Annotated in this window: 12 protein-coding genes; 9 read left to right on the top strand and 3 right to left on the bottom strand. The window is 39.1% G+C overall.

Annotated features, from left to right (window positions below; translation table 11 throughout):
* Positions 1-140 precede the first annotated feature (140 nt).
* Positions 141-578 carry an MCR_0457 family protein gene (locus C8D84_RS09165; RefSeq protein ID WP_045444876.1) on the bottom strand — a complete coding sequence of 146 codons (438 nt, stop codon included), beginning with the start codon at positions 576-578 and terminating at the stop codon, positions 141-143.
* Between the two features lie 623 nt (positions 579-1,201).
* Between C8D84_RS09165 and surE the strand changes: the two genes are divergently transcribed.
* From surE to modB, 4 genes are all read left to right on the top strand, one after another.
* Entirely contained in the window at positions 1,202-2,020 is an 819-nt protein-coding gene (gene surE, locus C8D84_RS09155; protein ID WP_228244523.1) for a 5'/3'-nucleotidase SurE, read from the top strand.
* A gap of 256 nt (positions 2,021-2,276) precedes the next feature.
* Complete coding sequence (locus C8D84_RS09150; protein WP_087813560.1) at positions 2,277-3,071, top strand: M23 family metallopeptidase; 795 nt, start codon at positions 2,277-2,279, stop codon at positions 3,069-3,071.
* Between the two features lie 139 nt (positions 3,072-3,210).
* A complete protein-coding gene (locus C8D84_RS09145) occupies positions 3,211-4,515 on the top strand; it encodes a lytic murein transglycosylase (RefSeq protein WP_109591637.1) in 1,305 nt (434 codons plus the stop codon).
* Between the two features lie 386 nt (positions 4,516-4,901).
* Positions 4,902-5,603 carry a molybdate ABC transporter permease subunit gene (gene modB / locus C8D84_RS09140; RefSeq protein WP_109591635.1) on the top strand — a complete coding sequence of 234 codons (702 nt, stop codon included), beginning with the start codon at positions 4,902-4,904 and terminating at the stop codon, positions 5,601-5,603.
* 46 nt (positions 5,604-5,649) lie between these two features.
* Here modB and C8D84_RS09135 read toward each other — a convergent pair whose 3' ends face one another.
* The gene (locus C8D84_RS09135) at positions 5,650-6,654 is read right to left on the bottom strand and encodes a D-cysteine desulfhydrase family protein (protein WP_109591633.1); all 1,005 of its coding nucleotides are present in this window, start codon (positions 6,652-6,654) and stop codon (positions 5,650-5,652) included.
* Between the two features lie 318 nt (positions 6,655-6,972).
* Positions 6,973-7,776, bottom strand: coding sequence for a DUF5020 family protein (locus C8D84_RS09130; RefSeq protein ID WP_228244522.1), 804 nt, complete (start codon positions 7,774-7,776; stop codon positions 6,973-6,975).
* A gap of 1,565 nt (positions 7,777-9,341) precedes the next feature.
* Between C8D84_RS09130 and C8D84_RS09120 the strand changes: the two genes are divergently transcribed.
* From C8D84_RS09120 to C8D84_RS09100, 5 genes are read left to right on the top strand one after another with little or no spacing between them, the layout of a single operon-like run.
* Positions 9,342-10,247 (top strand): helix-turn-helix transcriptional regulator, encoded by a 906-nt coding sequence (locus C8D84_RS09120; protein ID WP_109591629.1) that lies wholly within the window; start codon positions 9,342-9,344, stop codon positions 10,245-10,247.
* A 41-nt stretch (positions 10,248-10,288) separates the two neighbouring features.
* Complete coding sequence (locus tag C8D84_RS09115) at positions 10,289-12,790, top strand: dynamin family protein (protein ID WP_170108296.1); 2,502 nt, start codon at positions 10,289-10,291, stop codon at positions 12,788-12,790.
* Between the two features lie 54 nt (positions 12,791-12,844).
* Complete coding sequence (locus C8D84_RS09110; protein ID WP_109591624.1) at positions 12,845-13,774, top strand: diguanylate cyclase regulator RdcB family protein; 930 nt, start codon at positions 12,845-12,847, stop codon at positions 13,772-13,774.
* Complete coding sequence (locus C8D84_RS09105; protein ID WP_109591622.1) at positions 13,771-14,895, top strand: patatin-like phospholipase family protein; 1,125 nt, start codon at positions 13,771-13,773, stop codon at positions 14,893-14,895. The genes C8D84_RS09110 and C8D84_RS09105 overlap by 4 nt, the downstream gene beginning before the upstream one ends.
* A complete protein-coding gene (locus C8D84_RS09100; protein WP_109591620.1) occupies positions 14,895-15,572 on the top strand; it encodes a HEPN domain-containing protein in 678 nt (225 codons plus the stop codon). The genes C8D84_RS09105 and C8D84_RS09100 overlap by 1 nt, the downstream gene beginning before the upstream one ends.
* Positions 15,573-15,684: the final 112 nt, after the last annotated feature.

Genomic DNA, 15,684 nt, shown 5'->3' with positions numbered 1-15,684 from the left:
ATTTATTGTCATTAATTATAGCTGACTTTATCAATTTGGAATCAATGCTGGGGCATAGCTATTGTAGGGGAGACGATAGGATGTATGATAAGTAAGCCAATTATAATATTGTAATTTTTGAGCTTAATTATGATATTCCACTACTGGTATTCAGCATTCGCCAAATCTTCGCATAGAGCTTTGTTGTCTTGTTTAGAGAAGCCCATTGTCCAGCTACGAATGCCTTGTAATATCTGGCGATAATCTTGCTGAGTGGATAGATATTGAATCGCAGCTTTTGGATCTTCTAAAGACGGCATCAACTCGTGAAGCTGCACGTTATAAGATTTATAAAAGCGCTGTTTTTGTTTGCCATTGAGCATCGGTGGACATATCTCTGATAGCACTTGCATGACCGCAATTTCATGCTTAGTAACATTGATGCCAGACATATCTAGAGGTATGGTTGTAGCAGAATTATTCGCCGCAAAGGATGCTTGAGACAGCATGGCAACGGACGTTACCAGTCCTGCAAGACTAATTTTGGACGCCGTCTTTGCTATCACAGAAGCTATAGATAATATCGATTGATTTTTCATGCAGTATTACACTCGCTTATCTTTAATTAATGGTGATATGTTAATGGGTAAAAAAACAAAAGTCACATAAAATATTGATTTATGTGTAGATATCTTGTGAGCTAAAGCTCTTTTTGAGCAACATATCAGCAGCATAGACCCATAAGTTACGTCAGCATAAAAATATAAGTTTGTATTGTTGTAAGGTGTTGCCTATTGTAACGTCACGCCAAGTTTTTTTGCTGTTATTGATGCAGATATCATAAAGATAAAATTATGAATTGGATGGATTATGCGCAAAGACTGGGTTCGTGTCAGCGTATTATTAGGGTATAATCGCCCAAAATTATGGTGGCATCCGCGTTTTGCTCTATCAATTTTTTCATATGCATGCTGTGATATCAACACAGTGTCATTTTACTTTGATAGCGGTATGGCTTTTTTAACTTTTATAGTAAATTCAGCTACCATTTGACGCTTGCCAAATGCTGTGTATAAATACTGTTTATGCAGAAAAAGCCAATGTGGGTGTCAGCATCAACAGTATAATCACATAATCTAACCACCATTTTCGGGTCTGATTATAGCAATTTTATGCGGCTAAAGTTCATAAGTGGACAGGCGGTCATTAATGAGTATATTGAATGAAAATGAAATTTTTAATTAGTAATGATGATGGGGTTTATGCACCAGGGTTATTGGCATTATATCAAGCCCTGTCTGCTATTGCAGAGGTGGTAGTGGTTGCACCAAACAGTGAGCAAAGTGGCTGCGCGAGTGCTTTGAGCCTATCGATGCCATTATATACTCATCAATTGGATTCTGGTTTTATAGCGGTAAATGGTTCGCCCGCGGATTGTGTACATTTGGCATTGCATGAGTTGTATGCTGATACGCGTTTTGATTGTGTGATTACTGGTATCAATTCTGGTGCCAATCTTGGTCAAGACGTTTTATTTTCGGGTACCTTTGGTGCTGCATTAACCGCACAGCTCTTTGGAATACCTGCCATTGCGACCTCCCTAGTGGGCGGCGGTGTCAAAGGAGAAGGGCAAGAGCAGACCAGTCATTATCAAATGGCGGCAGCTGAAATTGTTAAATTATTGATAGAAACACCGATATTAGATGCTTGCAAAAATTTGCCCTATCATGTATTAAACGTTAATATTCCTGATGTGGATAGTGCTGATGATATCAAAGGTCGGAAAATAACGGCGTTGGGGCACCGTCAGATTGCGCGTCCTGTACATCATGTGGTCGATCCACGTGGGCGTGATGCTTATTGGTTGTCGCTACGTAAACGCCCACATGAGTTGCCATTAGAAACTGAAGATTTGCAGTCCTCTGCAATAGATATGACGGATGATCAAGCGGTAGCGGCGGGTTATATTAGTCTATCACCAGTGCGCCTGCATCATACGCCAGCAGACACGCTTAAAACGCTGTCGGCGTTAATGCTATAAATTTACGCTGCCAAAATGCGTCAAACAGCTGGTCAATATCCTGATATTATCTGCGCTATTTTTCTTATTTGGCTGCCATTTATCTCATTTTTATCACCATTTTCAAAATGAAGACACGCCTTAGAAAATGGTTTGCTATCGAGTGATTGATAATGGTATTTGCCAAATACTAAATACTAAACGGTATAAAAGTTAGCAAAATGCTTGTGAGTAACACAAGGAGTTTGTGAGTAACATAAAGAATAGGAAATCTTGTATGAAGAAGCTTATTGCTGGATCGCGCTTTGCAACAGTGGCATTGATAGGTACTTTAACAGCAGCAACGTTAACGATGGTGGGCTGTGCAACCAAGCCTACTTACCAATCAGCCAACCAAGCGGGACCTAAGATTATTACCAATGCACAAGGCGTTCCTAACTACCATCGTGTACAGCGTGGCGATACGGTCAGCCAGATTGCTGAGCGCTATCGTCTCAGTTACCGTCAAATCGGTTCGCTCAATGGTTTGGACAGCAAGTATACGATTTATAGTGGTCAATGGCTCAAGCTGTGGCAAGGTACGCCAGCCGATAACAATCGTTATAACGCGCCTACAACGACACAGCCAACGTACACACCACCTGTAACGAGCGTGCCTAATAATAGCTCACAAAGCCCTGTATACGAAGTGACGGCTAACGCAACGTCAGGTTATGAATATCCGAGTCGCAATCAAGTGACCCGTAACTTTGATGCGGCAGCGGGCACGATGGGTATGTGGTTTGCTGGTAATATCGGTGATCCCGTACTTGCTAGCCAATCTGGCACGGTACTGTACTCTGGCGATGGTCTGCCAGAGTATGGCAATCTTATTATGATTCGTCATAGTGATAATTACATCACCGCTTATGCGCATAATAGTCAGCTACTGGTCAAAGAAGGCGATGCTGTACAGCGCGGTCAGCGCATTGCAAACATGGGTAACAGTGGCCAAACCAATCAGGTCGGCTTAGAGTTCCAAGTGCGCTTAAATGGCAATCCTATTGATCCACGTGCGGTACTAGGGCGTTAAACGTGATGCCAAGTTTTGACTGATTTGGCAAGTTTAGTGGCTTTATTCAGAGCGCTTGAATTTTAGAGCGTTTGAATAAAGCCACCTTAACTAAATCGGTTTATTTGAGTCGCTTTACTTATTCATACTTGAGAATTTTATGATGTTAAAAAAACAATATCTTGCCCTGTTTCCTGCGCTAGTGATGGTTGGGTGTACCAGCCAACAGGCGATGCAAAAACCTAGCAAACCCGTGCGTCAAGGCAACGTTCAGATTACCCAAACTCAAACCATTCAAGTGAAGCCAGCACCGAAGCCTGTCATCAAGCCGCAGCCAGTGGCAAAGCCAAGCTATAACAGCTTTTCTGATTGGAAATCGGATTTTTCTATGCGGGCGATTTCATCAGGTCATGATGCAGCGACGGTGCGTCGTCTACTTGATACCGCTTATTTAAATCAGCAAGTCATCTCACTTGACTCAGGACAGCCAGAGTTTTCTAAGATGCCATGGGAATACGTCGATTCTGCCGTATCTGATGGGCGTGTGAGTACTGGTAAGCGTAAGTTTGCCGAGCAACGGGCATTTTTGTCGCAATTAGAATCGCAGTACGGTGTCAATGCAGAAATAATCGCTGCCATTTGGGGCATGGAGTCGTCATACGGCGTGGTGACGGGTAATAGCAGCATACCAAGCTCGCTTGCGAGTCTGGCTTATGATGGTCGTCGCCAAGAATTTGCCGAAACTCAGTTGTTGTCATTAGCGACGCTATTGCAGCGCGGTGATGTGTCTTGGTCGCAGTTGGATGGTTCTTGGGCAGGTGGCATGGGACAGACGCAGTTTATCCCTGATACTTGGCTGAAGCACGGAGTGGATGGCGATGGTAATGGTCACCGTAATCCGTGGGCAACGGGCGATGCACTGGCGTCCACCGCTAATTATTTGAGCAACTCAGGTTGGGTTCGAGGTCTAGCACCATTTTACGAAGCGACTATTCCTGCCTCATTCGATTACTCCATGGTTGGTAGTAAGCAGCCTGCTGCGAGATGGGCGGCGATGGGTGTTGATACTATAGCTGATGTTTATTTGGATGCCAATACTGAAATGGAGCTGTGGCTACCAGCTGGCAAGGATGGTCCAGTGTTGCTACTCAGCCCAAACTTTGATGTGATCAAAGTTTATAATAACTCATCGAGCTATGCGCTAGGTGTTAGCTTATTGGGTAAAGCGCTTGCTGGACAAGGCGGATTACAGAAATCATGGCCGCGTTATGAGCGTCCATTATCCACAGCTCAAGTACGAAATTTACAGCAGCGTTTGACCAACTCAGGCTATGATACTAAAGGCGCTGACGGTATCGTGGGTACCAATACTCGATTGGCGTTCCAGCGCTGGCAAGCAGACAATGGTCAGACTCCAGACGGCTTTATTACTCAGAGTAGTGCATCATCGTTAGCTTCGTGGTGAAGCAGGTTGATTGCACTGCTTTTGACTCGTATTAATTCTAATATTACCGTGTTAAAAGAAATTTTTTAACCATCATTTTTGACGGTAGTATTTAATACGATGAGCTTAGTGAATACAATAAAAAAGCACCTTATTAGGGTGCTTTTTTATTTTTCGCTATGATTATTTTTCAACAGACTTTAATCTTGTCAGGTTTTAATAAATAATATGGACACAAGAAGACTGATACTGTGACTGATAAACGCTACACTGTTTGTTTATCAATGCGCTTTGTTTATCAACGCGCTATTTATAAGAGCTGACATTATATTTGTCTGTTCAATCTTTTAATATTAGATACAATAGATCCTTTATCCTCATAACGAATGGCAACGAGCAGTGACATTATGATAGACCAGTCTCTTATGTCCGATATGCTTAGTCCATTTTGGGTCAGTATTAAGCTTGCTGGTGTCACTACCATTTGTTTATTACTGTTTGCAACGCCTGTGGCTTATTGGCTCGCTAAGCCCAGTCGTAGGCAAGTTGTGGCACGTCTTAAAGTCTTGCTTATGGGCATCATTGCCATGCCATTGGTTTTGCCGCCTACCGTCATCGGCTTTTATCTTTTATTACTGTTGAGCCCTAGTGTCGGTATTGGTAAATGGCTTAGCGAACATAATATCAGCCCCTTGATATTTACCTTTGAAGGTCTTGTCATTGGTTCGATTATTTACTCCTTGCCTTTTTATATTCAGCCTGTCTACGCCCAATTTTTACGTATTCCACAAAGCGTGATGGAAGTGGCACATTTATTGGAGCCAAGCCGTTTCAAACGGTTTCTCAGAGTCGCTCTGCCACAAGCGCGTGTCGGTATTGTGCTCGGCAGCTTAATAAGTTTTGCCCATACTATTGGTGAGTTTGGCGTGGTTTTGATGATAGGGGGTAGTATATCCGATGAGACTAAAGTGGTCTCGATTGCGATATACGAGCAAGTAGAGGCGCTGAATTACGAGGCAGCGCACATGATGTCTGGGATTCTCATCATTATGGGAGTGATTATGGTGGCGTTGATTGCTAGTGTGAGCCGGCTGAATCAACGCTCATAAGATCGTAGTTAATACCTATAGCTTGAGTTAATGCGTCAAAATTTATTTATCCATTTCTTTTCATCATATCTAAGTCACTTGAGTAGGCAAATAAAGCTGGTGCACCGCCCGTATGCCAAAATAAGACACGATCGGTTTTCTTGATTTTGCCAGACCGAATCATATCTATGAGTCCGCCCATCGCACGACCCGTATAGACAGGATCTAAAAGTATGCCTTCTGTTTGAGCTGTCATCGCAATGGCTTCATTTTCTAATGTACCAACCACGCCATAGCCTTCGCCCACATAATCAGAGTTGAGTATTAAATCGGTTTCTGAAAACTGATGATCGGCACCGATAAGGGAAGCCGTGCTATTGGCAAGCGCGACGGTATACTGATCAAAAGGCACTTTGTCTGTTTCGCCTTTATCGATATTAATACCTACGATTTGGGCGGGCGAGTTGAGTATTTTTTTGCCAAGCATCAAACCGGCTTGTGTTGCCCCAGAGCTAGAAGCAAAAACGATATGAGTAAATAATACGTCCATGCTTTCACGTTGCGATTCCAACTCTTTAAAAGCTTCTACAAACGCTAAAGCACCCAGCTCATTGGAGCCGCCATAGGGTATGACATATGGTTTTTTGCCTTGTTTTGTTAACTGCTCAACGATTTTAGGAATGTCTTCTCCTTTACGATTGGCGCCTGCCCAATGGATGTGTGATCCAAAAATTTTGTCTAATAAAAGATTGCCACTTGTTTGTTCGGGTTCTTCTCCACCTAATACTAAATGGCATTCAAGTCCCAAGCTTGCCGCTGCGGCAGCAGTTTGACGACAATGGTTCGATTGTGCGGCACCTGCCGTAATCACGCAATCAGCACCTTGAGCAAGGGCATCACCCATGATAAATTCAAGCTTACGGGTTTTATTGCCACCCAATGCCAGTCCCGTGTTGTCATCTCGTTTCATAAAAATAGTAGGGCCATCAAGCGCTTTACTCAATCTGCTGAGCGCTATCAATGGAGTGGGGAAGAAGCCCAATGATTGTCTGGGTATGTGGTTATATTCCATATTTTGTCCCTTTTATGATAAGAAAATGCTGAATAATTTTGAAACATAGCCATTGATAAAGTCAGTTAAAGATGATTGTTTAGCGGCTATAAATAGCCAATAATTATACGTCGTAACAGCCTTATAAAACGTATGAATGCGTATCCAGCTTGAAAATCAGTGGAATCCTAAGGGTTAATCTACCAAATATAAAATAAAGAGTCCTCATGCAAGCTGTCAATTTTGCATGAGGACTCTTTATTTTATTAACAAACTATTTGTTTTAGTGAGAAAGAGTTGAGAGCCGTTTTAGAACTATTCGTCAAACCAATTAGACGGTTAAAAATGAAACTTCACTAGAGCGCTAGGCACGTTTTGAGTTGTATCACTACCATACTTATTTTTCCAATAGCTATATTCCATACCGACCTCTAAGCGATTATCAATGCCTAATAGTGGTTGTAAGTTATACTTTATTTGCGGATTGATATGTAGTTGGTTTTTTAAGTCATCGTTGTTAAAAGAGTAGTCTACATAACCATCGACCACAAAATTGTTTTTCTCCCAACCGTAAGTTAAGGTAATTTGCTGGTCATCATCAGTATTATCATTGAAGACATGATATAGGGAAGCAGAGGCATACTTCATACCTGAAATAGGAACATTCAAATCTGCCCCTAGTCCTATCATATAGTTGTCTTGGCTAAAGCCTTTGCTGTTCGAGCCAAACTCATATTGCCCCGCTAGATTGAGCTGTTTGATAAAGCTATCATCGAAAGTTGTGAGCTTAAGCTTGGGCGCAAACTCACCATACGTTTCTTTAAATCTATTGTTTTCAATATCATTTGCGCCTTGATGGCGATCGACGAAGAAAAATACGCCGCCCCAACTGTGGGTAGATGCGTGCTCCAGAGTGATGGTCGTCAATTCTCCGTCTTCTACCAGCTCATAGTCATTACCATACAGTACAGAAAGACTGGTGTCGGTGAAGAGCACCTTTGCATGGCTGCTGCTCATCGTACCCAAGACAACGATCGCGGCTAAAGCCGTGGTTAATGAGCTACTAAAAAACAGTTTTTTCTTAATATTGGTTTTACATAATTGACTAGCCAGTGGCAGGTTTGCAAATAAGTGATAACGCACAGTAATATTCCTTTATATAGAGTGGGTCATCCTAGCAGGCTGGGTATATGACAGAAGCGCGTTTTAACTTCCTGTCAAAACGGGTCAATGCTGCTAAGGACGAAGCGCGGTCAATTTTCGATAGTAATCTAAAACAATGAAGATAAATGTTATCAATATAAGTATTGTCAAAAGTATAAAAAATGCTCTGTTGGCTACATTATCCGCAATAATTCTTAACACTTTGAAACAGTTAAGCATGTTTTATAATGAGTAACAACCATAAGCTGGCTCAAAATAATGGTCTATCAAGCCTTCTAAGTATTTGATATTACCTAAGTTTATGATTTTATTAAATTAACTGACTAAATGGTCAGCTTTATTATTTTTGTAAGCAAGGAGATGTGTCGAAGTAGTTGGTAGACTAAACCACTAGCAACAATTATTACAATTCAGAGTTGTGAAAAGAGCTGGTAGGGTGGTTTACGACAAATGATATGAGAGGCAAGTGAATGGAGATATGGCAGAATTAATAGACACAAAAAAACCTCAAGTAAACTAATACTTGAGGTTGAAACTTTTGTATTAAAACTAAGTTTTAAATATGGCGCAGCGGACGGGACTCGAACCCGCGACCCCCGGCGTGACAGGCTAGACCCACCATATTTCGTTAACCTATATTAAGTAACATTAACCTACAAAGCTTTATACCAAAAGAGTTATAGATGATTTTTTATTAGGACGTTTAGCGTATTTTAATATATCTTAGCAAGGGTAATAAATATATTTTGGTCACTGAAATAGCATAATAATTAGGCATTTTTGATATATAAATGCTTAATTATTGGGCTAGTCATTCTGATTATATTGGTCGTTTTTTTCATTCTTCCCCACTCACATCTGTGTTGTTACTATAAGCTAAGCAGCCGCAGGATACTCCCTCATACTAGATATAGCTGCATTTTGTTAATTTCTTTACGAATCGATAATCCCACACACCCTCCAAAATTATTTTCCAATTTCGTATTCTTGACACAACCTGTCATACCTCTAAGCTACACTAATGCTTGACCTGTATTTATGAGTGTTAGCAATGATCTACCTAGAAAAGTTCTTAGGGAAAAAGTGTAGAGGTAAGAGAATATTAAGCGATCTCTCTATAACACGGCAACTGCCTCAAAACATTCCTATTTGGTTTGAATTTAATTCCGGTCAACGTATTAATCTGAATAGCAATCTAATTATTGAGGACACAACAGGCTTATACCAGTTTTTGCGACATTGTGGACAACGTACTATTGCTAAACAAATTAATGTGAGTTCTAGGTTTGTACTGGTACCGCGTATTCATGCTCCTATTGTTTTTTATGAAAGGGATTATCATAATTGGCAGCTTTAATATTGTGTTACTTCTTTGAATTAGCTTTGCTATGTTAATAACATAAACATCAATAACTTAGATAAACATTGATATAAGAGCATTAAATATTAGTTGAGAAATCTAGATAAAAGTGCATAATTACATTTCTGTATAGTTCATGTAATATTATTATAATTTTTTATACAGTTCGAACCGAGTAAAAATAATGGAATTAAAAAAGCATGAACGTCTTGCATACCGCTTATCTGATATTATCGTTAGACTCAACAACGGTGAACGTTTAGATATTTTTGAGCTAGCAGATATCTATAAGGTATCTATTCGCACCCTAAAAAGAGACTTTCAAGATCGTTTAACTGTCTTAGATTTTAGTGAAGCAGGTCCACAATTTTACTGTCTCAATGCCAAAAAAATTGGATATTTAGATATTGCTGATATCAAACGCTTCGCTAACTTTGCCAGCGTCCAAGATCTCCTACCAAAAATTGACCGCCAGTTCTTTCAAGAACAAATCAATCAAAGCATACTCGTTAAAGGTTTTGCTTATGAAGACATTAGCGCGCGTACTAATGAATTTAAAGCCATCAATCAAGCCATTACCGACTGCCAATATATTGAATTCGATTACTGTAAAATCAGCGGAAGTGCTAGTGACAGTAGCAGCAAACACCATCATTTAGAGCCTTATCACCTACTCAATAAAAATGGTATTTGGTATGTAGTTGGTTGTCGCCATGGACAAACGCGGACATTTTGCTTTACCCAAATAGCTAACCTGCAAGTCAATAATAAGACCTTTGCATACTCTGAAGATATCAAAGAGAAAATTCTTGGTACGGACAGCTTGTTTTTTGGTAATCAAATCAGCGAAGTAGTCTTACAAATCGATGCGAAAGTTGCTGGATATTTTGAGCGTCGTGATCTACTACCCAATCAAGAGTTGCTACGAAAACTTGATAATGGAGACTTACTTCTGATATGCAAAGATGTACACCCAAGAGAAGTTGTCCCAATCGTTCAATATTGGATACCACATATTCGTGTGATTACCCCTAGTAGTGTTCAAACACAAATTCAAGACCTGCTCGAAAGTTATTTAGAAAAGCTCTAAAAACCCAAACATTAATTATTGAAAAATTTTAAGGTGAAATGATGAGTATTGTGAATAATGGAATGACAAAATTGGCGCTTAATGGTTATAAAGATGATGCTATTAAAATATTGCAAACCCAGATAAGCATGCTTTCAGATATCGAGTCTGACATATTAAGTAAAGAAGAGCAGTCAAAAAACGATGAGTCTAAAAGTGAAGGTATTTTAACCCAAGAGACCTGTAAAGAGTTCAAGCAAGTTCTGAAAGGTGAGGTTCATAAGCTACAAAATTTTGATGTTGTCTTAGCTGTTGTGGGCACAATGAAAGCCGGTAAATCCACTACTATTAACGCTATTGTGGGCCGTGAAATACTACCTAACCGCAATCGTCCGATGACATCTCTTCCTACTTTGATATGCCACAATAAAGAACAAAAAATACCTAAATTAACTTTTATTAGCAAGCCGATTAACGACTTCTTAGTTGACGTAAATAGTGCATTAGATGTTTATAGCATCGAAAACCCAAGTCCAGAAATCGTTGAGCTAATACAGTTCATTCAACAAAATAAAAATAGCTCATTCAATGATACCTATAACGGCGAGACAGATATCTTTGATTTTTTGCAACGTCTAAATGATTTAGTCCGTCTCGCTGCAACGATAAACAGTATAGCGGATGATGAAGTATTAAAATTTCCCTATGATAGCTATCAAAACATAGATGCCTTACCAATGATTGATGTGGCATTTAAGCTACAAGATGATTTTGAGACGAATGGGCGCTTTATGCTGTTAGATACAGCTGGGCCAAATGAATCAGGTCATAGTGAGCTTTTAGGCCTTCTAAGAGAGCAACTGAAACGTAGCTCGGCGGTTATGCTGGTTTTAGATTATACGCAGCTCAATTCTGAAGCTGAAGAAAGTATAAAAAATGAGATAGAAGCCATTCCTACTATCCAAAAATCAAGACTGTTTGCTTTGGTCAATAAGTTTGATCAAGAGTCAGCCAATGCGGATGACGCTGAAACTACTAAAAAACATATTTTCAACAACCTACTCAAAGACAAAATTGATCTGGAGCATATCTATCCTATATCAGCAAGAGATGCTTATTTAGCCAATCGGATGGAAAGTTATCTATTAGAGAATAAAAACAAACCTGATTATAAAGAAGGGACTTGGATAGAGGACTTTGCTAAGCAAGTATTGGGTAAAAGAGCTGAACAAAAATACGAAAAGATGGACACAGAAGACATCTCTGAAGAACTAGAGGCATTAATAGATGAGAGTCGCATGTCAGAACCTTTGAGAGAGGTTATTCTCAATATGCAAAGAAATGCACCTTATATTGCTATTCAATCGGCTCTAGCAGGAGCAAGCGATGTGTTCGAAAAGCTACATAACTTCTTCAATATTCGTGGGCATTTCGCTGAAAAAGAGAAAATGACAAATGAAGAGATAGTTGTATTAGAGACAACCATAAAAAGTTTAGAGAAGCAAATTAATGAGTCAGAAGTACTGTCTGAAAATATAAAAAAAATATTCTCAGATATAAAGCAAAAAGCAAATAGAGAGATGAAAAAAAAGGAAGAAACCACAAAAATAATGCCCATCATAGAGATAAGGCTAAATGATATGTTTGGTATTGAAAGCAAAAAAATTAAAGAAGAAGTTGAAAAAATAGATGAAACTATAAATAAGACTATTTTACAAAAGTTTTTTAACCATGAAGAGTCTGATGAGCGAAAATTGAAGTTGGCAGAACTTGATAAAGCTAAAGAACTCGCAAAGTCTAGTGAACAAGCACTAGTTTTCTCAACAAAATCTGATCTTAATTCCTTTCAAAAAAGTGTAGAGGCAATGACATCTGATTTAATTAAAGAAGTTATTAACGTCTACAGTTTAATATTAGATGAAAGTATACAAGATACGCAAAAAATAACTACAGAGCTATATAAAAAGTGCAATCAGCTATTAAATAACTTGCAAGAAGAGTTTAATAGAGAAGGCTTAAAAGAGCTAAAAATAGAAAGTATAGATTCGCGTATAAAGCAGAACCAAAACGGTGTATTAAAAAACTTAAACCTAAACGTTTCATACAAAAAGATTAGAGAAACTAGAAATGAAAGTGGAATAACATCGGGCGTTAAAAGGAAGTTTGGAGGTTGGTTTGGGAAGACTTGGGGAACTTATGAAGTTGATATAGAAACTTATACTATCAATAAAAGAGATATGAACGATAAAATAAAATTTACTATAAAAGAAAAGATTATTGTTCCATTAGGTAAAGAGATTGAAAGCACACTATCAGAGCTTTTGGATAAAAACATTACTTCTATTAATAAGTTTAATGAGACTATAAAAGATGTAGTGCAGGAAATGAACAATGCTATTATCCAAGAAAAGATGCCTGATTTAGAAGAGAAAAAGCAATACAAGGAAAAAATTGTAAAACTTCAAAGCTCTAGTAAGCATACTGAAGAGAACTGGGAAAATCTGTCAGATAAGTTTGCAGTTGAGAAAGTAGACACTCAACTTAAGAGCGATATTGCTGCTTAATTTATCTCACCAATTATTATTTATGACTTAGAGCATTAAAAGGAAGTATTTATTGTGAACCTATCAACGTACCAGCAGTCTATAAAAGAAAACATGCCTTACCTAACGGATAAAATGGTCATAGATTTTGTCAACGGCTTAGATGCGGCTTCAGAGCTAAACAACAAAACCATGCAGCGTAGTAGTTTTTTCTCTCGTAACTTATCTTTAGTGTCTGGGAAAACCCAACAGGCGCAAGCAAATATTAATGATCATCTTATCGTTGGTTTAGAAGCTTGCCAGCATTATTTTCATGAAATATTGCAGTCACAGGATAGTCATACCCACGCCATCCTTGATATCCATCAGAAGCTCAAAAAAACTCAATTGGGTGTGTCTGAGCTGACTGATTATGTCTTGGACTTTCAGCAACAGATTGAACAGCGAGTATGCCAAGTTAGTAACCGATTGGATAGGCTCGAAAGCTATGGCTATGCCTATACTCAGATGGGTCACGTAGTTGCTAAATTAAAAGCTGAGAAGTTTTCTAAGCTATCTCTTTTAGGGCAATGTTATACAACTTTAGATACCTTATATTGGGGTGACTTTGGTTTATATCTTCGCACTTATAGTGATGATAAGAAGAAAGATGAGCTGCTAGAAACTTTAGAGAATGAGCTTATAGCTACCTTTAAACAGAACCTTCAGATTGGTGCCAAAGAAGATCTACATCAAAGTGAGTGGTTGTCGTTACCTAATGAGCGTCAAGAGACTCAGGTATTACAACATGCCTTAGCATATCAAGGCGATTGGAGCGGGTTATCACCTAATGAGTATCCTATCGTATTTATGGCTACCCAGTACCATGATTTACCAGACGATAAAAAGTCCGAGTATAAAAATTTAAGTCTGAATATGATAGATATCAATAGAGTCTCTAAACGTATGATTGGTGAGATGAATAATCGTATAGAGAGTTCTAGACTAACAGGGATTGGGTTATGAACAACGAACTGTTAAATACTCAATCTAATAATAAGGTTGGTTTAGTACTATCAGGTGGCGGTGCAAAAGGCGCTTATCATGTTGGCGTTGTTAGAGCGCTCAATGAAATGAATATTGGCATCGATATGATATCGGGTGCCAGTATTGGTGCACTAAATGGCGCTGTACTTGCTTCAGCACCTAATTTTACCGAAGGCGTTAAACGTATAGAAAATCTTTGGGATAAGTTACCCCATCTTAAGCCTATTCAATTTGATAGCAACGCTCTGACGTCTAGATTCAAACTTAAATCTATCTCAAATAGTAAATTTAATTACTTAATTTATTTTACACTTCTACTATCAGCTGGATTAAGGCTTAGTAGTCCTCTTGGGTGGTTGAGTTCTGTATTTGTTGGTTTTAAAACTTCAGGTGTTGAAAATATACTTAAAGATGACACATTAAGAATGATGTTAGAGGAATATTTAGATATAGAACATCTACAGCATTCTATACCCCTATATGTTTCGATTTTTAAACAGCAACAAAGTGGTAAAGCATTTATAGACTTATTTTTAGCTATAAAAGATGTTGTTAAAGTAGAGCTCGCAGGAATAGACAATGCTCCTTCAGAATTTAGACACATACAGTCTTTATCATTAGAAGAGCAAAAAGAGGTACTTTTAGCCTCTGCTGCAGTACCCCTATTCTTTAAAGCATTCAGTGATGGTCAAAATGGACGCTATACTGATGGTGGACAAGGGGGTTACCTCAAATCACAGGGTAATACACCTATTACTCCATTGATAGAAGCTGGCTGTCGTCACGTTATTGTGACGCACTTAGCTGATGGTTCACTGTGGCATCGACATGACTTTCCTGGTAGCTCTATTATAGAGATCCGACCTAGCATCGAAATAGGTGGCACGATGGCGATGTTCGATTTTTCAGTTGAAACAGTCGATAGACTAGTACAAGCAGGCTATCACGATACTATGAAGGCTCTGCAAAAGGTAAAGCTTAACTTGAATAGTGTTCATTCAATGCGCCAAAATACCACACTACTCGCAAGTACATTAAGTGATACAGAGGGAGACGATGCATTGGAGAATGCTATGAAGAGATTACGGAGTAATAGCTAATGCATAATGATAGTAGTACCTCTCACCAGACATTAGAGAGCCTCACACAGTACTATCAAACCCAGAAGTCTAAATTTTCTGACCCATTTCGCTTGCGTATGCATCGCTCATTAAGTTGGCTGTCTAAGGCAACTAGCGTCGATGATGACGACATACGTTTCATCACTCTATGGATTGCGTTCAATGCAGCCTATGCTCGTGAAGTAGCCTTGTTTACCACTAGTTCAGAGCGCAGTGAGTTTAGACGCTTTATACAGCTGGTATGCCGTTTAGACATTGACCAGCAAGTCTATAAGCTAGTCTGGGAGAAATATTCCGGTAGCATTCGTATATTATTGGATAACCAATATACATTTCAGCCATTTTGGGATTATCAAAATGGTCTGATTAGTCAGCAAGCATGGGAAGAAGATTTTAAACGAGCCAAAGATAAAGCTCACCGTGCACTTAGTAATAAAGATACAGATACAGTATTGGCGGTAGTATTTGATAGGTTATATACCCTGCGTAATCAAATCATGCATGGCGGTGCCACTCATAACAGCCAAGTCAATCGTTCACAAATCAAGGACAGTGGCGCTATCTTATCTGCTATCTTGCCGTTAATGTTAGAGATCATGATGGCAAACCATAGCAAGATGGATTGGGGAAAGCCCTTTTATCCAGTCGTAAACTAGCGATTATTTTAGTGTAAGCTTCTTACTATAAACAGTTCAGTTCAGGACTAGTTTTTGCCGCCTCATTCCTAAAAATTAGGCTCTGTCAGTACTATGGTCGGATGTTGATACA

The sequence above is a fragment of the Psychrobacter immobilis genome (assembly GCF_003148585.1).
In the GTDB taxonomy this organism is placed as follows: Bacteria; Pseudomonadota; Gammaproteobacteria; order Pseudomonadales; family Moraxellaceae; genus Psychrobacter; species Psychrobacter immobilis.
The sequence above is the reverse complement of the archived record's forward strand: the minus strand, read 5'-3'. Positions and strand labels throughout refer to the sequence as shown.

Bases quoted from the DNA above. Each gene is read 5' to 3' on its own strand.
- C8D84_RS09165 (WP_045444876.1), bottom strand. From the start codon at position 578: ATGAAAAATCAATCGATATTATCTATAGCTTCTGTGATAGCAAAGACG.
- surE (WP_228244523.1), top strand. From the start codon at position 1,202: ATGAAAATGAAATTTTTAATTAGTAATGATGATGGGGTTTATGCACCA.
- C8D84_RS09150 (WP_087813560.1), top strand. From the start codon at position 2,277: ATGAAGAAGCTTATTGCTGGATCGCGCTTTGCAACAGTGGCATTGATA.
- C8D84_RS09145 (WP_109591637.1), top strand. From the start codon at position 3,211: ATGATGTTAAAAAAACAATATCTTGCCCTGTTTCCTGCGCTAGTGATG.
- modB (WP_109591635.1), top strand. From the start codon at position 4,902: ATGATAGACCAGTCTCTTATGTCCGATATGCTTAGTCCATTTTGGGTC.
- C8D84_RS09135 (WP_109591633.1), bottom strand. From the start codon at position 6,654: ATGGAATATAACCACATACCCAGACAATCATTGGGCTTCTTCCCCACT.
- C8D84_RS09120 (WP_109591629.1), top strand. From the start codon at position 9,342: ATGGAATTAAAAAAGCATGAACGTCTTGCATACCGCTTATCTGATATT.
- C8D84_RS09115 (WP_170108296.1), top strand. From the start codon at position 10,289: ATGAGTATTGTGAATAATGGAATGACAAAATTGGCGCTTAATGGTTAT.
- C8D84_RS09105 (WP_109591622.1), top strand. From the start codon at position 13,771: ATGAACAACGAACTGTTAAATACTCAATCTAATAATAAGGTTGGTTTA.
- C8D84_RS09100 (WP_109591620.1), top strand. From the start codon at position 14,895: ATGCATAATGATAGTAGTACCTCTCACCAGACATTAGAGAGCCTCACA.